The organism is Vibrio sp. Y2-5, assembly GCF_014596725.1.
Taxonomy (GTDB): Bacteria; Pseudomonadota; Gammaproteobacteria; order Enterobacterales; family Vibrionaceae; genus Vibrio.
Window position 1 is genome coordinate 410,455 of record NZ_JACVEG010000003.1, and the last position, 25,443, is coordinate 435,897.

Here is a 25,443-nt window from a genome sequence, read left to right on the forward strand (position 1 = left end):
TAACCTTAAGATAAAAACCAACTAAATAGGATCGAAGGCGGATGTTAACTGAAGCATTACCAATTAACCTAACTTAGGCAAAATATCAAAACCACCGCAAAACACACTTAAGCCATTGTTTTTAATTAACATTAATTAAAACAACCAAACCCAAACCTCTAGGATGACAGCAAAATAAGAAAAGCCTCACAACGCAAAACCTACGCACTTACAGCCTTAACTGACATATCATTCAAATTCAAAATAGACGTCTAGATGTTTACAGCTCCAAAAAAAGGGCGTAAGTTAGTTTTAAATTCATGATGCTTACGGAATGATGAGGAAATCTCATGATAGAGCTAAAACATTTAAGAACGATTGCTTCACTGCGTGATACAGGATCATTGACGTCGACAGCGACTTCACTCCATTTGACTCAATCCGCTCTTTCTCATCAGATTAAAGACCTTGAAGCGAGACTTGGTAGCCAACTTTTCCTACGAAAAACACGACCGGTAAAGTTTACTGCCGAGGGCGAAATACTGCTTAAACTTGCCGATGATATTTTACCGAGAATCGCCAGAGGGGAAAATGAACTGGCGAGCTTAAAAGAAGACGTGAACGGAAGACTGCATATGGCGATTGAATGCCATTCCTGTTTCCAATGGCTTATGCCCGCGTTAAGAGAGTATCAAGTGACTTGGCCAAGCGTCGCATTAGACTTTTCATCTGGCTTTGGCTTTGAACCCCTGCCAGCACTGCTCGCTGGTGAACTGGACTTAGTTATTACCTCCGACATTCTTCCGCGCTCAGAAGTGCACTATGAGCCTCTGTTTGATTTCGAAATGCGCTTAATCACTGCCACGAATCACCCCCTTGCTATCAAAGAATCAATTGCACCAGAAGATTTAGCGGAACAAACACTATTGAGCTACCCAGTACAAAAGCAGCGTTTAGATGTGGTGAAACACTTCCTCCAACCTGCAGGTGTGGAGCCAGCAAAATGGAAGCAAGCAGATAATACCTTGATGTTGGTACAGATGGTGTCTGCGGGCTTGGGCGTTGCTGCGCTACCAAATTGGGCCATCAGCGAGTTTTCACGTCAGGGACTGATCACCAGTAAACCATTGGGTAACGGTTTATGGCGTCGACTGTTTGCGGCAGTGAGAAACAGCGATAAAGATAAACGCTACTTACAAACCTTTTTTGCGACGGCAAAACAGCAATGCAAAAGCCACCTTGAGGGAATCAAGATGGCTTAAGACTATAAAGAATTAACGACCTGAAGATTTGAACTGGTTGGTCAATGGATCATAGCGAAAACCAAGATGACTCAATTTACCAACCACGCTTTCAACATCCATTTCATAAGTGGAAACCAGCTCATCTAAGCTGTCACACTCCAAGCGTAGCTTCTCATTTACTATGCCTAAAAGAATAATACTGTCCAGCTTATTCACATTGCTCAGATCCATATCGGCACTCCTTTGAACAAAACCCACCTGTTAAGCCTAGTCTGGATTTCACACAAGAAAAGTGATTTTGCTCTAGATAGCTAAATTCCGATTATTGAATCAGATAGAGACTGTGGAAGCCTGTACTCGCTAACAATACCAGCAAAAATGCTACCGCTAACTGACCTTTCTCCGGCTTCTTAGCCGTAATAATATGCCAGCTCCAAAAAACAATGCCCGCAATCAGTAAACTGAAACTAATCACTAACGGCATGGTTAATTCGGCTAACTGTTCACTTTCAAGCGAGTAGGCAAATGGAACGATACACAACGTCGTTGTCATTGCAGACAAAATTCCCACCACAGGCAAAATTCGATGGAACGCGTCTAATCGGCTACGAGCGATGGACAAAAGCATGTTTGCGAATACCGAACCCAGCAGGAATATCATCATGAACAGTGATAAAGAAGCACTCCAGCTAGGTGCTTCACTAATCAACACGCCGACATAGGCCAGTGATAGGCCGTTAACCAAATAAAGAACCCAAAGAGGCCCTTCATTACGAGTTTTGGTCGTTTGCACGCGGGAATAGAAGTAGAAAATGGCAAACACCACCAGAAATGCTTCAATTTTAATTGAAGCAACGGCCAGCCAAAGCACACCAATTGAAGGCAACACTTTATGTAAACGCCCACGTTGACCAGGACAAATGTCACCTTTGACCAAAATCATCGTCAGAATAATTTGAGCGCCCAAAAGCATAGGAGCAAAAACAGAAAGTAGTGAATAAACCATAATTTCAAATAAGTGAGCCAAGTTTTAATAGAGGGCGATAATAACAAAGCACGGTTATCTTTCCTATCTCTACCAACATAGAAAAATCCCCAACAAAGATGAGGTGATGTTCCGCTAGATACTCCATCTTCAAGCCGCTATAATGCGCACCTCTCAAATACAAGGTCAAAATATGTACAGCGATATCACTCCTATCCATCAACACAAAAAGTACTGGGCAGAATGCTTCGGTACAGCACGCTTTTTACCTACCAGCCGTAAAGAGATGGATGCGCTTGGATGGGATAGCTGTGACATTATCATTGTGACCGGTGACGCTTATGTCGATCACCCAAGTTTTGGTATGGCAATCATCGGTCGTCTGTTGGAAGCACAAGGTTTCCGCGTCGGTATCATTGCGCAACCAGAATGGCAAAATAAAGACGCGTTTATGGCGCTGGGTAAACCGAACCTATTCTTCGGCGTTACAGCAGGCAACATGGACTCGATGATCAACCGCTACACATCAGATAGAAAATTGCGTCATGATGATGCCTACACTCCGAACAATGAAGGCGGTAAGCGTCCTGACCGTGCAACACTGGTTTACTCTCAGCGTTGTCGTGAAGCATATAAAGATGTGCCAATTGTACTGGGTGGTATTGAGGCAAGCCTGCGTCGTGTTGCGCATTATGACTATTGGTCAGACAAAGTTCGCCGCTCAGTGCTGTTTGATGCGAAAGCCGACATTCTTTTGTTTGGTAACGCAGAACGTGCTCTGGTAGAAGTGGCACACCGCTTAGCCGACGGTGAATCCATCAGCGATCTGACCAACGTACGCGGCACGGCCATAAACCTTGCGACAGTACCTGAAGGTTTCAAAGTTATTGATTCATCAAGAATTGATAAACCAAGTACGCCATTTGTACCGACCAACCCATACGAAGTTGAAACACAATGTGAAACCAAGAAAGAGGAAGAAGAAGCGAAACCGATTACCGTTCGCCCTTCTCGTCATGATTCGAAAACCACAGCTGTACGTTTGCCTTCTTACGAAAAGCTGATTAATGACCGTATTCTTTACGCTCATGCAAGCCGCGTACTGCACTTAGAGACTAACCCATATTCTGGTCGAGCCCTGATTCAGAGCCACGGCAACCGTGAGCTTTGGGTTAACCAAGCACCAATCCCATTGTCTACAGAAGAGATGGATTATGTGTTTGATCTGCCGTATGCACGTGTACCGCATCCTAAATACGGTAAAGATAAAATCCCTGCGTATGACATGATTAAAACGTCGGTCAACATTATGCGTGGATGTTTTGGTGGCTGTTCTTTCTGTTCTATTACTGAACACGAAGGTCGAATCATTCAGAACCGTTCAAAAGATTCGATCATCAACGAACTCAAAGAGATCCGCGATAAAGTACCGGGCTTTACTGGCACTATCTCGGATTTAGGTGGCCCAACAGCAAACATGTACCGTTTAGGTTGCTCAGATCCTAAAGCAGAAGCTAACTGCCGTCGTCCATCCTGTGTCTTCCCAGGTATCTGTCATAAACTCAATACCGACCACAAGCACACCATCGATTTGTATCGTGAAGCGCGTAAAGTGGAAGGTATTAAGAAAGTGATGATTGCGTCTGGTGTGCGCTATGACCTAGCCATTGAGTCGCCAGAATATGTGAAAGAGCTTGTTACTCACCACGTAGGTGGCTACCTGAAAATAGCTCCAGAACATACCGAAAAGAACCCGCTTGATCTGATGATGAAACCGGGTATGGGTACATTCGACCGTTTCAAAGAAATGTTTGATAAATACAGTGCAGAAGCGGGCAAGAAACAATACCTGATTCCTTACTTCATCTCTGCACACCCAGGAACAGAAGATGAGGATATGGTCAACTTGGCGCTATGGCTGAAGAGCCATAATTACGAGTGTGACCAAGTACAGAACTTCTACCCATCACCAATGTGTAATGCCACGGCGATGTATCACTCTGAAGTGAACCCTTTAAAACGGGTGAAATACAAAAAACGTGAAGATGTCACTATACCGAAAGGTGATCGTCAAAGACGTTTGCACAAAGCGCTTCTTCGCTATCACGACCCACTAAACTGGCCACTGATCCGCGAAGCTCTAATCAACATGGGCAAGAAGCATTTGATTGGAGATAAACCTAACTGTTTAGTGCCTGCTGAAGATGGCGACAAACTCACGCCAGCACAACGCCGTAAGTCAGGGCGTCACGGTTCAAACCGTTTTGCTACTAAGCATACCAAGTCGCAACCAGGATTTGATGCACTTCGTGGTGACAATAGTCGTGGTGAAAAAGGCCGAAAAGAGAATAATCGTGGCGATAATCCACGTGGAAACAAAGCATCAGGCAACAACAAATCAGGTGCAAAAGGTTCCTACGGCAGTTCACAAGGCAGCAATCGTCCTCAAGGAAACGGCCGCCCGCAAAACAACGCTCGACCAAATGCGAACAAAGGCAAAGGACAAAACCGCTCTTCTCAACGCACACAATAAAACGTTGGTTAATCGCAAAGCATAAAAAAGCGCAGCTCTCAGGCTGCGCTTTTTAGTCAATCATCTGTTGGTTTTTATAAGCACAAACTAACGCACGTTACGCGTACTGCTCTTCAAACTCTTTCATAAACGAAACAAGTGCTTGAACACCTTCAAGCGTCATTGCGTTATAGATTGACGCACGCATACCACCGACAACGCGGTGACCTTTTAGTGAAGTTAAACCACGTGCTTCAGCTAACTCAAGGAAAGTAGCGTCGAGTTCAGGCTTCGCTAACTGGAATGGCACATTCATTAGAGAACGGTTGTCTGAATGAACACCATTACGGTAAAAGTCGGATGAATCAACATAATCATAGAGCAGCGCTGCTTTTTCACGGTTGATTTTCTCAATCGCTTTCACGCCACCCTGTTCTTTTAACCACTTAAATACCAAGCCAGATAAATACCAAGCGTAAGTCGGTGGTGTATTGAACATTGAATCTTGTTCTGCCAACAGTTTGTAGTTCAAAATGCCCGGTACTAGGTCACTTGCTAGCTCCAACAAATCATCACGTACAATCGCGATACAGATACCCGCAGGGCCAATGTTTTTCTGCGCGCCCGCGTAGATAACACCGTATTTCGAGACATCAATCTCACGAGAAAGAATCGTTGAAGACATATCGGCAACGATAGGCTTATCGGTCTCAGGTAAGTCATTGATCTCGATACCGTCGATGGTTTCGTTTGGACAGAAGTGTACATACGCTGCTTCTGGATCAATTTTCCATTCACTTGCTGGCAAAATGGCAATTTTGCCGTCATTTTCTACTTTCGCGTCAAAAACATCGGTTTCGCAATATTTTTTCGCTTCTTTAACTGCGCTTTCTGCCCAGTATCCACCATCAATATAAGTCGCTTTCTTAGCATTACCCATCAAGTTTAGAGGCACTGCTGCAAATTGTGCACGTGCGCCACCTTGGCAAAAGAGTACTTTGTAGTTGTCTGGGATATTTAGAAGATCGCGCAAATCTTGCTCAGCTTCTTGTGCCACCTTGATGAAGGGTTTACTGCGGTGGCTAATTTCCATAACCGAAACGCCCATGCCGTTCCAATTAACAAACTCAGCCTGTGCTTTTTCCATCACGGCTTTTGGTAACGCTGCTGGACCAGCACTAAAGTTATAAACAGTGTCCGTTTTCGGCTCCATGTGTTCCTTGCTCCTGCTATCGATGATGAGTGTGATTAATACCACTTTTTTCATCGGATAAAAAGCAAGAAAAGAGGTCTTTCGACCTCTTTTCTTCAACTAACCTAAATTTCAAAGGCTTTACATTGCCATAGCGGATTAACGCGCCATCATTCCGTACATAAGCAAACTAAAAAGAGGCACTTTATTTCCGTTTGAGAAAACAACATTTCCTTCTTTGATGTCCGCTTTTAATTGGTAGCCTTTGTCGTCTTGCGTCATCATCTCCATCATTAGTAACTCATCCACGCCTTGTTGAATAGATGGATAGTCCTCAGCAAGTTGATTTGATACAAACGCTTCAAGATCACCCGTTAATGCAGACATAATCACACTCGGATCTTTTTGTACGTCATTGGTGCCTTCAGGAATGTTAAGCGTCATTTTTGACGAAAACTCTCCCTCGCCAAGATTAAGAGCAAAAGGTTTGATGCTGACAAAGAATCCTTTAGAAAATAGTGAATCAACGTGTGGCATCGCCTTTTCAAGATCTTCCGCTTCTAAATAGGGATTACTTTGATAGATGTTTGACAGCGCAAGGAAAGCCTCACTGTCCGCATCACCTAATGTAAAATCAAGTTGAATATTGTTCACTTCACCATCATTCGCAGATAGCTTGCCAACGTTTAGCTTATGGTTGCTAGTAAAACGAGATTTTTCAGTGTTGAACTTAGACTCAAACTGATAGGACGTGTTGTCAGCAGCAAACAAATCGGTTCCCATGCCATCATCAACGGTTAAGCTACCAAGAGTGATATTTTGTTTTCCAATCCAAAATCCTGAATCCTGTTTACCATTGCCTTGACCTGATAAATCAGAAATCAACATGTTCTCGCCAGTTTCAAAATTCAGAGCGATAGACGGGATGGAAAGATTGAAATCCACTTGCCCCAAAGCCGTAACGGTTCCCGTAACTTGCGATGAAACTATAGAAATCGCGACAGAATCTGGGCCTTCACTTTGATAATGCCAGTTGTCTAGTGTGGAAGAGAAACGGGTATTTCCATTTAGTTGCGTCGTACTGTTAACCACCAGCGGCGACTCTGGATAATCAGGGAAGGTAGACACAGAAGAAATACTCGCCAACCCATGTTGAATATCGCTGTCTACGGTAACTTCGGTTGGCAGCCCCTCGTGCTGCATTTGCAGCTTAAGAACCGGGTTGGTAACAGTAAAACGTGTTTGCGCATGAGAAGACAGGTAACCACGGTCATAACTGAACAGTTCTGCAGAGATATCGTTATTGCTGATGTGTTTTAAGCCGTCGCTAATCACATTCTGACCAATTTGCCCGACGGCTAAAGGCCAACATAAAGCCAGCGAGACTGCACCACCAACTGCACCAATTAATTTTAGTTTTTTCATATAAGTAGGTTCCTATCCTGTTTCATGCAGTCTACCGACAAGGTTCAACGAGCTCAAGACGGCGCTTAGTGAATTGATTGTAAAAGTGTTTGTCCTTCCAGAATATGAGGTGATAGTTGCCGTTGATTTAGCATTCTAAAACCTCGCTCTCAGTTCGTTTTACGCTCACTTGCTAGAGTAATGCTGTCAGATTTCAATATGATGAGAGCAACGTGAATCAATACGCCCTACTCTGCTTAGATAACAACCCTATTAGTATCGAACAATGGCGACATGAACTGCGCTCGTTCGCCACTAAGTTTGACCTTCATACAGCAGACTCTTATGAAGAAGCACAACAGGCTCTGGAGTATTTGGAAGCACAAAATCAGACGGTTGCGTTGGTTGTAGCAAGCCATAACGAGAACTTAAACGGTGCGGACTTTTTGATTCATTTGGACAGAATGGATAACACCAAAACCGCGCGTAAGGTGCTTATTAGTTGTGGGCAAGATATTCAGGCGATAGTCAGTGCTGTCAATGAAGGCAGGCTGGATTACTGCTTAACTAAACCCTTGCAAGACAACGTGCTCTATAAAACGGTCGTCCAAGAGCTCACCACTTATGTGCTAGAAAATGACAAAGATAACGCTCTTCACTACAGCAGCGTTCTTGATCAGCAAAGACTGTTGCGTTCGCATATCGACAACAAAATGCACTCTTACCGGCAAGGGTTTATCTCTGAGTACCATCAGTTAACCGACGCTGAACTCGCTGATCAAGTGATTGGCGCGTTATATCAGTTTTTTGATAAGCAAGATGACACGAAGGCTTGTCGGACATATTCCGCAGAGCACTTACTGACTGTCGAAGGTCAGGAAAACCGCTTCTTATGGTTTATCACTGAAGGAGAAGTGGCTCTTTATAAAAAAGATAAACATGGTCAACAGCGTGAGGTAGTGAGGCACCAAAAAGGGAATATCGTTGGAGGGATGTCCTTTGTGACTGGTGAGAACTCCTTCTCTACCGCAGTTACTTTGACTAAAACCGAGGTGATTAAGCTAGACCGAGATGTATTCGCCAAAGTCATGCACACCAATACCAGCTTACTGCCTCTTTTTACCAACCTGTTATTGCGTCACTTCAACCGACGCTTACAGAGAAGCATCAACACAAAAATACAACTACAAGAAACGCTCGAGTCACTGGAGTCTGCGCATCAACAATTAATTGAAGGTGAAAAGATGGCGATGCTTGGACAGTTAGTCGCCGGCGTTGCCCATGAACTTAATAACCCTGTGTCAGCAATTTTGCGCGGTACCGATACGCTCTCCAATAATATTGAAAATATTGTCGAGTCATACGCTGATTCAGCAACTAACCATCAAGGTTCACAAATGCTCAAAGCGGCTCTGGCCGCAAAACCCATGTCAACTTCAGAAGAACGTGAACTCGCAAAACGGCTGGAAAGCCAAATACACCACCGACTTCTCGCTAAGAAAATGGTTAAACTCGGCCTTGATAATAACGAAGAGTCCATCAGGCAAGCCAAATCCAATCCAGATGCCATGTTGAAGCACTTGGAATCGTTAGAGCGGTACCATCTGACGGGAAGCACACTGCGATCCATTAAGGTGTGCGCGCAAAGAATTACCGACATGGTTAAGAGCTTAAAAGGCTACGCCAGAGCCGATGATGAAACCTTCCATATAGTTGATATACATGAAGGTATTGAAGATACGCTGGTCATTTTTGAAAACCGATTGAAACTTCATAAATTAGTTAAAGAGTATTCATCTATTCCGCCCGTGCGCTGCCTACCGATTGCACTTCAACAGGTATGGACGAACTTGATTTCCAACGCGATAGACGCTTTCCCCGACAAAGGAGTATTAGAGATACACTCTTATTTAGGAGAGAAAGACGGGCAAACTTATGCCGTTGTTAGCTTTAAAGATAACGGTCACGGTATTTCAGAAGAAACGAAAGAAAAGATTTTCGAACTCAATTACACAACGAAACGTGAAGGCAATTTTGGCTTAGGTATTGGGCTTTCTATTTGCCAGCAAATTATGCATCAGCATAACGGCTGGATTGACGTTGAGTCTAAACTCGGCGAATACACAAACATGCGAGTATGGCTTCCTTTACTCCTCGCCAGCACTGATTAATAAGGAAAATAACATGAACAAATTCATGATTTTATGTGTCGATGATGAACGAGAAGTTCTTGATAGCGTGATGCAGGATATTGATTGCTTTGAAGAAAACTTTATTGTTGAAGCAGCACAGTCTGTGAGCGAAGCCAAGTCAGTAATTGAAGACTACCGTCAGCAAGACGTGACGTTGGCATTAATCCTGTGTGACCACATTATGCCGGAACAGACCGGAATTAGTTTTTTAATTGAACTGAATGATGAGCCTGACACGGCAAAAACTCGTAAGGTTTTGTTAACAGGGCAAGCCGGACTCAATGACACTGTTGAGGCTGTTAACCATGCTAGCCTAGATTTTTTTATTGCTAAACCTTGGATGGGTGAACAACTGAGGTTAGTAGTAAAAGAACAGCTTACTCAGTATGTGATTGAAAATGAAAAAAATCTTATGCCTTGGGTACAAGTTTTAGATACAGAAAAAATACTCAATGCTATCGCAGAAAAGCGTATGGACTTTGGAGAGTAACCTTCGCTTATAAACTGGCATTTAAATTGCTAGAAATCTACAAACGACAAAACTATGACATTTTTTGATGGTTTCTCTATACATCAATGCTTTATGATGTCAAAAGAGTTGAAGCTGGATTCAGGAGCAAGTACGAATCCTTCTTTAAAACCATGGAATTAACGATAAAAACAGGTTTACCGTAACTATGCGTAAAACAATCATTGCAGCAGCACTACTAATTGCTTCGGGACAAAGCTTAGCCGAAGTTGACCGTAACAGCCCATCAATTATGAGCAACTTTAGTTATGACTATGCGGAAGCTCGAATTGGTGCGAGCCCAATGACTTTTGGTGCTGGTATCAGCAAATCAATTCACCCAAATGCTCACGTAATTGGCCGAATCGATTCTGAACTTGATAGCGATTACGCTGCCGCTGCTGGTTTTGGCTTCCACGCTCCAGTAAACAACTGGGCTGATTTCACTGGTGAAATGCTTTTCCGCATTGAAGATAAAAAAGACGGCGCAAGTGCAGATACTGGTATGGAACTAAATTTGGGTATCCGCCAATGGTTAGGTCCACAACTTGAAGTAGGCGGCAAAGGCGGTTACGTTTCAATCGAAAACAACGATGACTGGATTGCTTCTTTCTACGCACGATTCCACTCAACTGAACTATTCTCAATTGGTGCTGAAGCTCGTTTCAACGACTCATACGGTGACCAAATTATGTTTACAACTCGCTTCAAGCTTTAATTTGAATCAAATCGTGACATAAAAAAGAAAAGCCGAAGATTATAACTTCGGCTTTTTAATTGGGTTAACGCTGGCAACTCTCTAATAGCTGACGTTTACGAGGTTCTTGCAGCAACTTCCAGTGAATACCTTCTATCGCACCGGCAAATTTCCACAACAGTTTAATATCTACGTCATTTCCATAGGTCTGACAAACCTTATTAAACACCGTAGCTGCGCCTAGTTTTATAAACGTATCTACATCATCTACACCGGACTTTTTAACCATTCTCTCCAATGTAAGTTGCATGTTAGGCAAATCTCTTAGACGACGATTAAGCGACGACTTTTGCACAACACGTTGAGAAACCGCGTTTTTAATTGACGTGCCAACAATGGCATCTAATTCCTGATAATTACTCGAGTAAAGATCTGTGATGTCATAGTAGTTCACTGTTGCTACCGTTTGTTTCTTCACATGACGGTACTTTTCACAACCTAACTCGGTTAACTGTTCGTCTAACTCCTCTCCACCACGGATATATATGCAATCGTTAGTCAACAATGCATACATAGCATCCTCTTGGAATAAACCTATACCACCAAACATTGAACGCTGTTGGCTTTCACCAAACTTATTTACATAATCGAAAAATGTTCGCTCTACCATAGTCATTGACCCTTTAATCAAATTCCCCGATTAAGAAAGATCACCAGATAGCAGTACAATTTAGCGAATAAAATTAATGAGTTAATTATTAGCACCCCATTGCAATGAGGATACCTACTTTGTTATGGCACTATGATAGTTAACGAAGCGAATTAAGTCAGGACATATCTCACACTCAACTACTTTTTATTTATCAAAAATGAGAAGTAAGTCGCATTGGTATTTTTTAACGCATTTCACAGTCAAAAACCCCTTCCATATTCCGATTTTCGGCTTGCAATAGAAGAATTTAGCAGCATTGAGAGGGAATCGGTTGCTTATACACATTAGCGATAGTTAAAATATGCCGACTTCTGCCTACTACTAATAATTATGAATCACTTATCTTTTTACTGGCTTCCAGACAACAAGCAACTTCTGATTAAAGGAGTCGAAAGCGAGTTTGCGAAACTTGTAGAAACCTCAATCAGCTCAGGGAAAATCACGCTCCCACCAATACCCGATGTGGTATTAAAAATTCAAAAGATGACGTCACAAGAATCGACGACAGTGTCGGACGTGGCAAACTGTCTTGCCGATGACCCTAGCCTTGCAGCTGTTGTTATTCGTATTGCGAACTCTGTCATTTTTAACCGTCGTAATATTACCTGCAATGATTTGACCACTGCCGTTTCACGACTTGGGATTCTGCGCGTTAGAGATATCGTGACAGCTCAAGCCATCGAGCAGCTCAAACACGCAACGAACCTGAGCAAAGAGTGCAACAATATGTTGATTCACAGTGCTACCGTTTCTCGGGAGTTCGGTGCGACTATGGTACTGGTCACTCAGGCTTTTAAAGAAGTGGATCCAGAGCTCTATCATCATTTGGAGCAGGAAAAATCTCTACTTGTTGGTTTGCTAGCTGACATCGGTTTGTTTTGCTTGGTCAACGAGTACCATCAGTATCTAGAAAATGGAAACTATCTTGATCAAGATATTGCTCTGCAAATTTTCCACTCTCGCTGTTCAGAAACAAGCCAATTGGTATTAAAACATTGGGGATTCGATGCTGACTTTTTAGACGTATGTTGCAACAAACAAAGTGTGGAACATTCTTTCGAAGTCAGTTACCTTGATGTAGCACGAATATCAAACCACTTGCTTATGTTTAGAAAACAAGACGATGCCCTTGATGACCACGAAGTGGAAATCAATACAACTGGTGCGGAAGTTCTCTTTAACCTGAGCAATCTTAGCGATGTGGAATTTAATTCAAAACTTAGAGCGGTTATAAACGCCAGCGGTTTCTAAACCTTATTTCGAGGAATGTATGCTTTCAGGGATGCTGTTTATCTTTGCCCCACTTGTAGTGGGGTACCTGTTCTCTATTCACAATAAAAATTGGCTAGTAAAACTCAACAGTGCGACGGCGTCGCTTGTTTATGTGATTTTGTTTCTCATGGGCTTAAGTCTGGCCTCTCTCGACAATTTGGGGGACAACTTACAGCTCATCCTTAAATATACAGCGGTATTCTTCCTCGTCATTGGTAGCTGCAACCTAGTAGTTTTGCCGTTTGTCGACAAACTTCTGCCATTAGAAACCGATGTCAGCCACACCAAATTACCCCTTTCCCGAATGGCGCTTGAATCTGCAAAGTTAATTTTAGTTGTGGGAGGAGGATTAGCCATTGGCGTGGTGCTTGGTTTTGATCTGAGTTGGGTAGATACCGCCAGTGAGTGGATTTTATTCATTCTGTTGTTCTTCATTGGTATTCAACTAAGAAACAGTGGACTATCTCTAGGCCAAATTTTGCTGAATAAACATGGCATGGTTATCGCCAGTGTCATTGTCGCGACAAGTCTTCTGGGCGGAATAATTGCTTCATTCATTTTGGATATCTCTCTTTATCAAGGGCTAGCGATGGCGTCAGGGTTTGGATGGTATTCTTTAGCCGGTATTTTGATGGGTGACGCTTTCGGCCCTGTTTTTGGCGGAGCATCTTTCTTAATCGAATTGCTACGTGAATTGATATCTTTGGTTCTTATCCCTATGTTTATTGGCCGTATGCCTTGCACATCTATCGGATATGCAGGTGCAACAGCGATGGACTTTACATTACCAGTCATTCAAACTACTGGTGGAGTTCGTTGTGTTCCTGTCGCTATCGTCAGCGGATTTATACTAAGCCTGCTCGTACCCGTTTTGATGCTATTTTTTGTATCTCTCTCTCACTAATTGCATGAGAATTTATGTACATTATGCAACGCTTATAAAAGACGAATTTGTCAGCCCAACATAAAAAAGAAATGCCAAGCAAATCAGAAAATGATGAGTAAGAGCATAATAACAATAGTTAACAAAGGAACCGTTATGAAACGCCTTCTATCCACGCTACTTCTTTCCGTCACTTCACTAAGTGCGACTGCCGCAGATAACCAGTGTTTCGCTGGTAAATATGACGCATACATTGATGCTTCATTGGGGTGGTATGAGGATCTTGCAAAACTGACTACGGATAATTACCCAGAACTGGCAGATGTTAGCCAATGGTTTTTAGAAGGCCGTAAACATCACTTCGAACTGAATCGAGCAGCGGTTCACTACTATTTAGATCACGATGCATCCAAAGTTGCAACTAGCCAACCTGTTGAAGCGTGGCTCAAACTCGAACAAAAGGACATTAAGGTGCTCGCATCACGCAGTGATGACTTAGGTAAAATTGCAAAAACGACCTTTGATGATCGCCAAGCAAAACCACACGAAAAAAATTATGAGTTACGTTCAGCATTTGCAGAACTTTTAAGCCACCCGAAACAAATCGATACTGCGCTTAATCGCTACAACAATGCGATTGCGAAACTCGAAAAAATTGAATGTAAGTAAAACTGCAATTTTTAGCTCACAATTTTCGTAATTTAGGCTTTCCGAATTAAGACGGGACATTAGTCCCGTTTTCGTTTAGATTGTCCCGCTTGCAACCCTAAAACTACAACTATATATAGACGCGACATGGTATCAGAACAAAGAACCGCTGATGCGAATTTCGAATCTCTGCTTCGAATCTTCACCGTACCAGAAGGGCCAGACTCAACGCTGACCAGAATAGAAGAAGAACTCTCACGCAATCTAAACAAGTTTTTGCGCGAGCATATCGTTGCCGAAGAGAAATCTCTCAAAGATATCGAAAAAGATTTTTCCGATGCTCACATTCCTGAGCAACCTGAATTTGTGTCTGACCATACGCAGCATCTGCTAGACACCCTAGTGTCCCATTCTGTTCATACCGCTTCCCCAAGTTTTATTGGTCATATGACATCGGCTTTGCCCTACTTCTTAATGCCGTTGTCAAAAATCATGATTGCCTTAAACCAAAACTTGGTAAAAATAGAAACATCAAAAGCTTTCACGCCGCTAGAACGTCAGGTTTTAGGCATGTTACATCGCTTGATTTACAACCGTGATGACAGTTTTTATTCCTCTTGGATGCACAGTGCAGAACACTCTTTAGGTGCTTTCTGCTCAGGCGGCACCATTGCCAACATCACCGCACTTTGGGTCGCGCGCAACAAAGCATTAAAAGCGCAAGGCAGCTTTAAAGGCGTAGAGAAAGAAGGCCTCTTCAAAGCCATGAAACATTATGGTTATGAAGGCTTGGCTGTGCTCGTCTCCGAACGTGGCCACTACTCTCTCAAGAAGGCGGCCGATGTTCTTGGAATTGGGCAAGAAGGTTTAGTGTCAGTGAAAACTGCAGATAACAACCGCATCTGCCCCAAAGACCTGCAAGATAAAATTGCCCAACTTAAACAGCAAAAAATCAAGCCGTTTGCAGTTATTGGTGTTGCTGGAACCACCGAAACTGGCAATATCGACCCGTTAAGAGAAATTGCGAAAATCTGCCAAGATGAAGGCTGTCATTTCCACATCGATGCTGCTTGGGGTGGTGCCACATTAATGTCGAATAATCACCGTCACCTGCTCGATGGTATCGAACTGGCGGATTCAGTAACCATTGACGCCCATAAACAGCTCTATATCCCGATGGGTGCAGGTATGGTGTTGTTTAAAGACCCTGACGCAATGAAGTCGATTGAACACCACGCTCAATATATCTTGCGTAAAGGCTCAAAGGATCTCGGCAGTCATACGCTAGAAGGTTCTCGCTCTGGTATGGCAATGCTGGTTTATGCAAGCATGCACATCATCAGCCGAGCGGGTTATGAGCTGTTGATAGACCAAAGTATTGCTAAAGCACGCTATTTTGCTGACTTAATTAAAGCGCAACCAGATTTTGAGTTGGTATCAGAACCCGAGCTATGCCTGCTAACCTATCGCTATTTGCCCGCACATATTAAACAGGCATTAGAAAAAGCAGATGCTAAGCAGAAGCTTGCTCTTAACGAATTGCTCAATGAGTTGACCAAATTTGTACAAAAAACCCAGCGTGAAACGGGTAAGTCATTCGTATCTCGTACTCAGTTGAATCCAAAGTGTTGGGATCAACTTAATACGATCGTTTTCCGTGTAGTGTTAGCAAACCCGCTAACGACACACGATATTTTACATTCGGTGCTCGATGAACAACGTAAAATTGCTCAACAGGCGCCTAACCTAATGCGTCAAATTGAACAGATGACGCAAAGTATCCTAAGCGCGTAAAAAGCTTTAAAAGTTACAGTGAATTTGAAAATTACTTTCGATTTACTGTAACTTTTTCATCATTCACTCGCTAATATTCTCTAATATCGATAAATCAAAGCTAAAAACTGTAGTTTTTTTCAATTTTTAGTTTGAGGCTTGTCATATTCTCATCATCCCGTAGATTTTTCGTTTCGGGATTCATACAGCTTAGGTTTATACTGACCTCATGGCGTTGGTATTAGGAAATTTATTATTTCCTTATTTTTAAATGGTTTAACCATGAAACCAACAAGTTGTTCTCTATGCCTGCGTGAACACTATGAATACATTAGAAAAAATTCAAAAAAATCTGGAAAATTTTAGCAAGTCAGAGCGCAAAGTCGCTGAAGTCATTATGGCTTCACCGCAGACCGCCATTCACTCTAGCATTGCAACATTAGCGAAAATGGCTGATGTGAGTGAACCGACTGTAAACCGTTTTTGTCGTCGACTAGACACAAAAGGTTTTCCTGATTTCAAACTACATTTAGCGCAAAGCCTCGCCAACGGAACACCTTACGTCAATCGTAATGTTGAAGAAGACGATGGCCCGGATGCTTATACCCATAAGATTTTCGAATCAACGATGGCGTGCTTAGATGTGGCTAAAAACAGCTTAGAGCCAATGCAAATCAATCGTGCTGTTGACCTGCTAACACAGGCGAAGCGCATTTCGTTTTTCGGATTAGGCGCATCTTCAGCGGTAGCCCGCGATGCCCAAAACAAATTTATCCGTTTTAATATTCCGATCAGCTGTTTTGAAGATATTGTCATGCAACGAATGAGCTGCATTAACTGCACTGATAATGACGTTATCGTTCTCATCTCGCATACTGGCAGAACGAAGAGCCAGGTTGAAATCGCAAATCTCGCTCGTGAAAACGGCGCGACTGTTATCGCGATTACAGCAAAAGATTCACCACTTGATAAAGCGGCGTCATTATCTATTTGTCTGGATATTCCAGAAGATACTGATGTGTATATGCCGATGGCGAGCCGAGTTGTTCAGATGACGATCATCGATGTTTTGGCTACAGGCTTTACTCTGCGTAGAGGCTCTGGTTTCCGCGAAAACTTGAAGAGAGTTAAAGAAGTATTGAAAGACTCTCGCTATGACAAGTCTTCACAATTCTAAAAAAACGGAGCTTCGGCTCCGTTTTTCTTTCCCTTTCATTGCGTTAACTATTCCGTTTTGGAACCTTCTTCTCGCATAGAATTATAGAGAAGTTCTACCTTACCGCTCATCTGAACCTCAGCTGGTTCTTGGCAAGCGCCGCTGCACTCGCAAACTTGATTCAATATGTACACTAAGCGCTCTTTGGTCAGTGGGATCGGGTTTCCCTTTATCGAATTGGATTGCAATGCATCTTGAGCCACTTTATCAAATGAGGTATTGCATACACCAAAGCTACTTAGTAACGGCAATCCCAGCCTATTGAGCATATCTTCAACCCAGGCGACTCCGTCTTCAATTTCTGCCTGATTGTTCCCTGTAAGAAGTTCCGCTAAGTGTTTGTATCGATGAAGAATGTCATTTCGGCCAGCTAATCGCGCGGCATTAACGTTTTCAAGCATGACATATGGCGAGAGACGCGCAGTAATGACACTGTGCGGAGCTTCCAGTTTGCCACAAAGTGCCGATGCTAACCCGTGAGCAGCACCCAGTTTAGCGTTAGTAGACGCCATACCTCCTAGCATGGCCGCAAAAGACAGATCAGCACGAGCGGTTTTATCATCTTGCAAACATGCTGGCAGTACTGCCCGAGCGAGTTTTCGCATCCCTTCTTCACACACCATATCCGTCAGTGGATTCGGCTCTCCGCAAACATACGACTCCATAAGATGCGTAAAGGTTTCCATTGCACCTCGCCCAGATATAAGCGGCTCTGTGCCATAAGTTAACGTAGGGTCAACAATCGCAACATCAGGGATCATATCAGGGCTACGCAGGCTCACTTTCACCTTATCCTGACCAGATTTTAGAACCGCTTTCCGCGTGACCTCCGAACCGGTACTGGCGGTGGTTGGAATCGCGATCATAGGTAAGGGTTTGGTTTTGAGAGGAACACATCGACCCAGCACTTCAACATAGTCATAAACGTTACCCTGATTGGGAATGATCGCCGCTAACGCTTTACCCATATCAAGAACGCTACCACCGCCTATTGCAACAACAAGATTCGGAGAAAAACGACGACCAATTATGGCTGTTTCTTCCACCATGGTGATATTAGGCTCACCGGAAATAGACACATGCTGATAGCGGAGCTTCTGTTGATTGAGGTAGTCAATAATTGGACGAGCGCGTTCGCTCTGCTTACCAGAAACTAAGAGAACGCTGTAACCAAACTGTTTAATCAATGAGAGGGAGTTTTCGAGAGCCCCTTCCCCAAAGATAATTCGGCTAGATGTCATAAACTGAAACATAGAGGAACTCCATTCCGCTACAATAAGTTGCAACTAGCTTGCCCCTATCCACAACGCTTTTTTTTGATGCAGGGCAATTCGTAAGCAATAACCACTTTTTTTACCTGAGAATATGCTCCAAATCACGTATGCCTAATTTCAGTGATGACGTCTCCTTTTCAGCCCTGCTTTAACAGAATAATAATTAACCGCAAAAAGTCGGCATTTTAGACAACTTATTACTTCATCAGTAACACGTCCAAAACGCCCTTCTTTCAATAGGTTTTAACTATTAAAACAAGTGATAAATGCAGCTTTATTTTCTATGTGGGATCGGGCATAGTAGTCTCAAATGAATTATAGGAGAAAGATATGTTCGCAGTTATTTTTGGTCGCCCAGCTTGCCCTTATTGTGTTCGTGCTAAAGAGCACGCTGAAACGCTAAAAGCAAAACGTGACGATTTTAATTACCGTTATGTTGATATTCATGCGGAAGGTATCTCAAAAGCTGATTTAGAAAAGACTGTTGGTAAACCTGTAGAAACGGTTCCTCAGATCTTCCTTGACCAAGTACATATTGGTGGCTGTACCGAGTTTGAAGCTTACGCGAAAGAACACTTAGGTCTTTTCGACGAGTAAGAATGCAAATTACTGCATAAAAACGATTGCTAAAAGGCCCGCAAAATTATGCGGGCTTTTTTATTGATGAACGACAGGTTTGCTCAAGAATTTACTTATTTTTTTCTGTTATTACGTTAGAATCGTCACACTTTATAGTTCTACTGTTGCACATGTAATAATTGAGATAATTTGTGAACATCGACGTCGTCCTTTTACTTGAACAAAACCCAATATTGCTAATTTTTGTCGTATTAGCACTTGGCTTAGCTATCGGCAAAATTCGTTTTGGCAGCTTACAGTTAGGCAACTCTATCGGCGTACTCATCACTTCATTGTTGATGGGACATTTGGGATTTTATATTAATCCTGAAATGTTAACCGTAGGCTTTATGCTCTTTATCTACTGTGTCGGCATTGAAGCTGGACCGAACTTTTTCAGTATCTTCTTCCGTGACGGTAAAGATTATCTCATTCTCAGTATCGTAGTACTCGCGACCGCAACATGGATCACCTATTTCGGTGGTTACTATCTCAATCTCGATTTTGGACTTGCCGCTGGTATGATGGCCGGTGCGCTCACCTCGACCCCCGTGTTAGTGGGTGCTCAAGATGCATTGAATTCTGGGTTGGCCACCGTACCTCGTAATATGGAGTTGTCGACCATTTTGGAAAATATGTCTGTCGGCTATGCGATGGCATACGTGATTGGTTTAACCAGTATGATTCTGTTTGCCAAACTGCTGCCTAGACTGCAAAAACAAAATCTTTCTGACTCAGCACAACAGATCGCTCAAGAACGCGGCATTGGTGGTAACAGCCAACGCAAAGTGTATCTACCTATTATTCGTGCTTACCGCGTAGGACCTGAGCTCATCAAGTGGATCGATGGTCGTAACCTTCGCGAACTGGGCATTTATGGTCAAACTGGCTGTTATATAGAGCGTATACGTCGTAATGGCATACTCGCGCATCCAGACGGTGAAGCTATTTTGCAAGAAGGCGATGAAATTGCTCTGGTTGGCTATCCTGATAGTCACGCTCGTCTTGATTCCAGTTTCCGTGAAGGTAAAGAGGTTTTTGATCGTAACTTGCTGGATTTACGTATTTCTGAAGAAGAAATCGTGGTTAAGAACGACAAATATGCACAGAAACGTTTATCCGATTTGAGCCTATCTGAATACGGTTGTTTCCTTAACAGAGTTGTCCGCGCGCAGGTAGAAATGCCGATGGACTTAGATATAGTGCTTGCTAAAGGCGACATCCTGCAGGTGAGTGGCGAGAAAAGCAAAGTTCTAGGTTTAGCAGAAAAAATCGGTTTCATTTCGATTCACAGCCAAATGGCAGATTTGCTAGCCTTCTGTAGTTTCTTCATCTTAGGCATAATGTTCGGCTTAGTCACCATGACTTTCGGTCAGGTCTCATTTGGTTTAGGGAATGCTGTTGGTCTTTTACTTTCAGGGATTACTCTAGGCTTCTTACGAGCAAACCACCCTACCTTCGGTTATGTTCCGCAAGGAGCATTGAACATGGTGAAAGACTTGGGCTTGATGTTCTTTATGGCGGGCATTGGTTTAAGCGCAGGTGGTAACATGTTCCAGCATTTATCTGAAGTGGGTGTGCAAGTACTTGGTCTTGCGTTCTTGGTAAGCTTCGTACCTGTAGTGTTTGCTTACCTAGTTGGTGCTTACTTGCTTAAGATGAACCGAGCACTTCTGTTCGGTGCCATCATCGGTGCCCGTACTTGTGCCCCAGCAATGGACATTGTGAACGACTATGCTAAGTCGACCATTCCGGCTCTGGGTTATGCAGGTACCTATGCGATTGCCAACGTTCTGATGACGCTGACAGGTACCATCGTTATTCTCTTGTTCTAGCTTTCAAATGCCGCTGTTTAGGCAGCGGTTTGAAGCGATGTCCAGAACTATAGAAGCCAAAAATCGATGAAAAGAAAAAAGGCGCTTATAATAAGCGCCTTTTGTTTATTTCGAATCCGAGGGATTAGATATCGATAACGTCAAATTCCACTTCTGGGTTAACGTCTGCATCGTAATCCACACCTTCAACACCGAAACCGAACAGTTTTAAGAACTCTTCTTTGTACATTTCGTAATCTGTCAGTTCTTTTAGGTTCTCAGTGGTAATTTGAGGCCATAGGTCGCTACAGTGTTTTTGGATATCTTCGCGAAGTTCCCAGTCATCCAGACGCAGACGGTTTTTCTCGTCTGTTTCTGGCACAGTGCCGTCTTCTTTATATAGACGCTGGCTGAACATGCGGTAGATTTGCTCCATACAACCTTCATGGATGCCTTCTTCACGCATTTTCTTAAATACCATTGCAATGTACAGAGGCATTACCGGAATTGCTGAACTTGCTTGAGTTACAACAGACTTAAGAACTGCAACATTTGCAGTACCGCCTGTTGCTGATAGCTTCTCATTCAGAGCTGTTGCTGCACGATCTAAGTCCATCTTCGCACGACCTAACGCACCATCCCAATAGATTGGCCAAGTTAGTTCAGTACCGATGTAGCTATAAGCAACGGTTTTACAGCCTTCAGCCAGAACACCACCTTCTTCAAGCGCTTGCATCCAAAGTTCCCAGTCCTGACCACCCATTACAGTGATAGTATCTTGGATTTCTTCTTCAGTTGCAGGCTCAACGCTTGCTTCGATGATGACATCTTTATTAGTATCAACCGCTGTTGAAGTGTAAGTCTCACCAATTGGTTTTAGTGAAGAGCGAACCACTTCGCCTGTTTCAGGCATTTTACGAACTGGAGACGCAAGAGAATAAACAACCAGGTCAATTTGACCTAGGTCTTGCTTAATAAGCTCTACAGCTTTTTGTTTCGCTTCGTTTGAGAATGCATCGCCGTTCAGGCTTTTCGCATATAGACCTTCTTCGTGAGCAAGTTTGTCAAATGCTGCTGCATTGTAGAAACCTGCAGTACCAGTCTTCTTCTCTGAACCCGGTTTTTCGAAGAAAACACCGATAGTTGCAGCACCGCCGCCAAACGCAGCAGCAATACGAGAAGACAGGCCGTAACCACTAGAAGAGCCGACAACAAGCACGCGCTTAGGCGCATTCTTGATTGGACCTTGTGCTTTAGTGTAAGCAATTTGTTCTTTTACATTAGCTTCACAACCCACTGGGTGCGTTGTTGTACAGATAAATCCGCGAATTTTAGGTTTGATGATCATATTCAACTTCCTTCAAAAATCTTCGCTAGGATAAAAGGTTCAACCACAATTCGCACCCTATTTCTGTAAAAATAGTCCGATTTAGCAAGTGGTTGGATCACTTTCCACCGACATTTGCCAAGCGACATGAAAAAGGCTTCACAATGGAAGCCTTTATGTAAGTGGACACTCTTATCCTTAAGCTACGTTGTTTAGCTTAGGTTTCACTGTCTGATTGGTCAAAACTTTTGAAAAATCATGGCTGAAGTGATCCACTTGAATCGCTTTATAGCGTAGTTTTTCTGCCGCTAAGATGGCATCAATTTCGTCAGCAGTGAGCACACCCGCTTCTTTGGCTTGGATTAAACGGTCTGCCAGTAAACCTTTACGGGTCACTTTACCCTCTTTCACTCCTCGATAGAGTTTCTTCTCAAGGCCTTGAATACCGTAAAGCGACAAGAATGCTTTTTCCATCAAGCCGACGCTGTCATCTTCTTCCTTACCTATGTAACAAAGGTGAGTTAAACGGTCACGATGAGCCCCCGGAATCATTAAGCTTTCTGCAACGGCTAAGCTTAAGTCATTGCTTGGTGCTTCATAATGATTACCCAGTGGGAATAACAAACCTTTCAGCAACTTACCTACCGCTTTAGACGGATAGTTTCGGTACACTTCGTTCAAAGACTTCGCAGCATGGTACAAACAATGTTGCATTGCGTAGTGTACGTAATTGAGATCAGATTGTTGACGACCATCATCTTCGTATTTCTTCAATACCGCAGACGCCATATACAAGTAACTCAAACCATCACCTAAACGCGCTGAGATCATCTCTTTGCGTTTCAGTTCTCCGCCAAGCGTTAACATTGCCATGTCAGCACTCACTGCCAATACACGGCTTAGACGAGTGAGCTGTTTATAGTAAGTCTTCGTTGGACCACTCATATGCGCTTTAACAAATGCAGAGCCCGTTAACGCCGCAGTAAGCGCACCAATCGAGTTTTTCGTTGCGTGACCAATGTGCTTGAATAGCAACTTATCAAATTGTTTTGCCCCTTCTTTTTCATCAGGGTTCGCCGCCGCTTCCATCTCTTTTAACACATATGGGTGACAGCGCGTCGCACCTTGACCAAAAATCATCAGATTGCGGGTAAGAATGTTTGCACCTTCTACGGTAATCGCAACCGGAACTCCGAGATAGTGGCTCGCCAGATAGTTCATCGGGCCATCCTGAATTGCGCGTCCAGAATGAATATCCATCGAGTCATTCAAAATTGTACGAGCAATTTCTGTCATATGGTATTTAGCAATCGCAGTCACAATACCCGGTTTCTCTTTGAGATCTAGAGATGTGGTGGTCAGTGTTCTGGTTGCTTCTAGCAGATAAGTTAAACCACCAATTCGACCTAGAGATTCAGCTACACCTTCAAACTTACCAATAGGCATGCCGAACTGTTTACGAACATAAGCATAAGCCCCGGTAGTACGAGCGGTTAAATGACCAATTGCAGTACCCAATGCTGGCAGAGAAATGCCGCGACCAGCAGACAAACATTCCACCAGCATACGCCAGCCTTTACCTGCGTAATCTGAGCCGCCAATCAGCCACTCCATTGGAATAAACACATCGGTGCCGCGTGTTGGTCCATTCATAAACGCAAGTCCGAGTGGGTCATGGCGTTCACCAATCTCGACCCCTTCGTGACTCGCAGGAATCAACGCACAGGTAATGCCGATATCTTCTTTGTCACCCAGTAACTTTTCAGGGTCGCTCAGTTTGAATGCTAAGCCCACTACCGTTGCCACTGGTGCAAGTGTGATATAGCGTTTGTTCCAGCTTAAACGAATACCCAGTACCTCTTTACCTTCGTGTTTGCCGTAACACACTACGCCTTGGTCAGGAATACCGCCCGCATCAGAACCAGCTTCTGGCCCTGTGAGTGCGAAACATGGAATGTCCGTACCGTCTGCAAGTCGTGGTAGCCAGTAGTCTTTTTGCTCTTGAGTACCATAGTGAGAAAGTAACTCACCTGGACCTAAAGAGTTAGGCACCATGACAGTCACAGCTGCGCTGATTGAGCGTGTCGCAATGCGAGCAACGATGGTTGAGTTCGCCAAAGCAGAAAACTCACGGCCGCCATACTCTGAAGAAATATTCAAAGAGAAGAAACGCTCTTTACGCATGAATGTCCAGACATCTTCTGGCAAATCACGGTCTTCTTTTACGATTTTGTAGTCATCAAGCATAGCAAGCAGGGTTTCCAGCTCGTTATCCATAAATGACTGTTCTTCAGCAGTAAACGACGGTTTTGGGTAATGGTGAAGCTTTTGAAAATCTGGTTGACCAGAAAACAGTTCACCATCCCACCAAACACTGCCCGCTTCCATTGCTTCTTTTTCAGTACTAGACAGCGGTGGCAATACCTTCTTAAACAACTTAAAGGCAGGGTCACTTATCCATTTTTGTCGTAGAGAGCTCATTGTTCAGATCCTTTTGTTCACGGGACTTTATTATTATTTTTTTGCTTATATTTTCGCTGCAACGCCAGCAGCAAGATATGGAATGATCTGGTCAACAACGACTTTTGCATCGACCTTACTTCCAAAATCATTTTCTGCGATATCTGCCAGCGCCTTACTTGAAGCCATAGTGAAAACACATGTGCCTAAGGTAAAGTGCAGACGCCAAAACAGAGTTTCGCGTGTTAATTCAGGGTTTGCTTTCATTACCGAGTCAGTAAACAATTTCAATACATCTTGATAACGAGTGGTGATAAACCAGCGCAGATGCCCCTGCACATCGGTATAGCCTCGTCCGATCAACAACATAAAGCGGCTCGTACCGTGAGTACTGACCTGGTTGAGGTTCTTCAAAGGCCCACGCAGTGATTCAAACACATCCTCCATTGAGTAAGACTCACGTTGATTCAATGCAATCAGAGCTTTGTGTACTTCAGGCATAAATGCCTCTAAGTAGCGGTTCAGCACTGCGCGAACCAAAGTTTTCTTATCACCGAAGTGATAATTCACTGAAGCTAAATTGACTCCCGCTTTACCAGTAATCGTTCTTAACGAGGTATCATTAAAACCTTGTTCAGCGAAAAGCCCTTCAGCTACATCCAGTATTTTTTCTTTGGTACTACTTCTCGACGCCATTCATCACTCACAGGAAACACTTAAATCAAACACCTGT

At 43.4% G+C, this 25,443-nt stretch carries 21 protein-coding genes; 12 read left to right on the top strand and 9 right to left on the bottom strand.

All coding sequences use genetic code 11. The features are described from left to right. The first annotated feature begins 329 nt into the window (after positions 1-329). Positions 330-1,241: an HTH-type transcriptional regulator MetR gene (gene metR / locus HUO09_RS11315; protein ID WP_167413349.1), complete on the top strand. Its 912-nt coding sequence runs from the start codon at positions 330-332 to the stop codon at positions 1,239-1,241. Positions 1,242-1,253: 12 nt separating this feature from the next. Here metR and HUO09_RS11320 read toward each other — a convergent pair whose 3' ends face one another. Beyond that, a complete protein-coding gene (locus HUO09_RS11320; protein WP_042488289.1) occupies positions 1,254-1,454 on the bottom strand; it encodes a DUF4250 domain-containing protein in 201 nt (66 codons plus the stop codon). A 91-nt stretch (positions 1,455-1,545) separates the two neighbouring features. Next, positions 1,546-2,229 carry a hypothetical protein gene (locus HUO09_RS11325; protein ID WP_167413351.1) on the bottom strand — a complete coding sequence of 228 codons (684 nt, stop codon included), beginning with the start codon at positions 2,227-2,229 and terminating at the stop codon, positions 1,546-1,548. 172 nt (positions 2,230-2,401) lie between these two features. Here HUO09_RS11325 and HUO09_RS11330 point away from each other — a divergent pair, with 172 nt between their 5' ends. Continuing rightward, a complete protein-coding gene (locus HUO09_RS11330) occupies positions 2,402-4,741 on the top strand; it encodes a YgiQ family radical SAM protein (RefSeq protein WP_188234054.1) in 2,340 nt (779 codons plus the stop codon). Positions 4,742-4,838: 97 nt separating this feature from the next. Here HUO09_RS11330 and serC read toward each other — a convergent pair whose 3' ends face one another. Both serC and HUO09_RS11340 read right to left on the bottom strand, forming a co-directional pair. Continuing rightward, on the bottom strand, positions 4,839-5,933 hold the full coding sequence (serC, locus tag HUO09_RS11335; protein ID WP_188234055.1) for a 3-phosphoserine/phosphohydroxythreonine transaminase: 1,095 nt from the start codon (positions 5,931-5,933) through the stop codon (positions 4,839-4,841). 138 nt (positions 5,934-6,071) lie between these two features. Further along, positions 6,072-7,337: a DUF945 family protein gene (locus HUO09_RS11340; RefSeq protein WP_188234056.1), complete on the bottom strand. Its 1,266-nt coding sequence runs from the start codon at positions 7,335-7,337 to the stop codon at positions 6,072-6,074. A gap of 212 nt (positions 7,338-7,549) precedes the next feature. On the opposite strand from HUO09_RS11340, the gene HUO09_RS11345 reads away from it, so the two are divergent. The 3 genes from HUO09_RS11345 to HUO09_RS11355 all read left to right on the top strand — a co-directional run bounded on the left by HUO09_RS11345 (position 7,550) and on the right by HUO09_RS11355 (position 10,734). Beyond that, positions 7,550-9,487: an ATP-binding protein gene (locus HUO09_RS11345; protein WP_188234057.1), complete on the top strand. Its 1,938-nt coding sequence runs from the start codon at positions 7,550-7,552 to the stop codon at positions 9,485-9,487. Between the two features lie 13 nt (positions 9,488-9,500). Further along, positions 9,501-9,998 carry a response regulator gene (locus tag HUO09_RS11350; protein ID WP_167412324.1) on the top strand — a complete coding sequence of 166 codons (498 nt, stop codon included), beginning with the start codon at positions 9,501-9,503 and terminating at the stop codon, positions 9,996-9,998. 187 nt (positions 9,999-10,185) lie between these two features. Next, positions 10,186-10,734: a hypothetical protein gene (locus tag HUO09_RS11355; protein ID WP_167412325.1), complete on the top strand. Its 549-nt coding sequence runs from the start codon at positions 10,186-10,188 to the stop codon at positions 10,732-10,734. A gap of 64 nt (positions 10,735-10,798) precedes the next feature. On the opposite strand, the gene HUO09_RS11360 is transcribed toward HUO09_RS11355, so the two are convergent. Next, positions 10,799-11,389, bottom strand: a complete 591-nt coding sequence (locus tag HUO09_RS11360) for a TfoX/Sxy family DNA transformation protein (RefSeq protein ID WP_167412326.1) — start codon at positions 11,387-11,389, stop codon at positions 10,799-10,801. Between the two features lie 366 nt (positions 11,390-11,755). Between HUO09_RS11360 and HUO09_RS11365 the strand changes: the two genes are divergently transcribed. The 5 genes from HUO09_RS11365 (at position 11,756) to HUO09_RS11385 (ending at position 17,178) form a co-directional block, all read left to right on the top strand. Beyond that, complete coding sequence (locus HUO09_RS11365; protein ID WP_167412327.1) at positions 11,756-12,676, top strand: HDOD domain-containing protein; 921 nt, start codon at positions 11,756-11,758, stop codon at positions 12,674-12,676. Positions 12,677-12,695: 19 nt separating this feature from the next. Continuing rightward, positions 12,696-13,601, top strand: a complete 906-nt coding sequence (locus HUO09_RS11370; protein ID WP_167412328.1) for a lysine exporter LysO family protein — start codon at positions 12,696-12,698, stop codon at positions 13,599-13,601. A gap of 135 nt (positions 13,602-13,736) precedes the next feature. Beyond that, positions 13,737-14,249 carry a hypothetical protein gene (locus HUO09_RS11375; RefSeq protein WP_188234058.1) on the top strand — a complete coding sequence of 171 codons (513 nt, stop codon included), beginning with the start codon at positions 13,737-13,739 and terminating at the stop codon, positions 14,247-14,249. Positions 14,250-14,375: 126 nt separating this feature from the next. Then, positions 14,376-16,022 (top strand): pyridoxal-dependent aspartate 1-decarboxylase PanP, encoded by a 1,647-nt coding sequence (gene panP, locus HUO09_RS11380; protein WP_188234059.1) that lies wholly within the window; start codon positions 14,376-14,378, stop codon positions 16,020-16,022. Positions 16,023-16,323: 301 nt separating this feature from the next. Beyond that, positions 16,324-17,178 carry a MurR/RpiR family transcriptional regulator gene (locus HUO09_RS11385; RefSeq protein ID WP_042488260.1) on the top strand — a complete coding sequence of 285 codons (855 nt, stop codon included), beginning with the start codon at positions 16,324-16,326 and terminating at the stop codon, positions 17,176-17,178. Between the two features lie 47 nt (positions 17,179-17,225). Here the strand turns inward: HUO09_RS11385 and HUO09_RS11390 are convergent, their stop codons facing one another. After that, entirely contained in the window at positions 17,226-18,470 is a 1,245-nt protein-coding gene (locus HUO09_RS11390) for an iron-containing alcohol dehydrogenase (RefSeq protein ID WP_188234060.1), read from the bottom strand. A 351-nt stretch (positions 18,471-18,821) separates the two neighbouring features. Here HUO09_RS11390 and HUO09_RS11395 point away from each other — a divergent pair, with 351 nt between their 5' ends. Further along, positions 18,822-19,088, top strand: a complete 267-nt coding sequence (locus HUO09_RS11395; RefSeq protein ID WP_102940607.1) for a GrxA family glutaredoxin — start codon at positions 18,822-18,824, stop codon at positions 19,086-19,088. 173 nt (positions 19,089-19,261) lie between these two features. After that, positions 19,262-20,944 (top strand): aspartate:alanine antiporter, encoded by a 1,683-nt coding sequence (locus tag HUO09_RS11400; protein WP_167412332.1) that lies wholly within the window; start codon positions 19,262-19,264, stop codon positions 20,942-20,944. A gap of 124 nt (positions 20,945-21,068) precedes the next feature. On the opposite strand, the gene fabV is transcribed toward HUO09_RS11400, so the two are convergent. The 3 genes from fabV to HUO09_RS11415 all read right to left on the bottom strand — a co-directional run bounded on the left by fabV (position 21,069) and on the right by HUO09_RS11415 (position 25,406). Beyond that, positions 21,069-22,271 (bottom strand): enoyl-ACP reductase FabV, encoded by a 1,203-nt coding sequence (fabV, locus tag HUO09_RS11405; protein WP_167412333.1) that lies wholly within the window; start codon positions 22,269-22,271, stop codon positions 21,069-21,071. Between the two features lie 177 nt (positions 22,272-22,448). Then, positions 22,449-24,731, bottom strand: coding sequence for an acyl-CoA dehydrogenase (locus HUO09_RS11410; protein WP_188234061.1), 2,283 nt, complete (start codon positions 24,729-24,731; stop codon positions 22,449-22,451). A 45-nt stretch (positions 24,732-24,776) separates the two neighbouring features. Further along, positions 24,777-25,406, bottom strand: a complete 630-nt coding sequence (locus HUO09_RS11415) for a TetR/AcrR family transcriptional regulator (protein WP_167412335.1) — start codon at positions 25,404-25,406, stop codon at positions 24,777-24,779. Between the last annotated feature and the right edge of the window lie 37 nt (positions 25,407-25,443).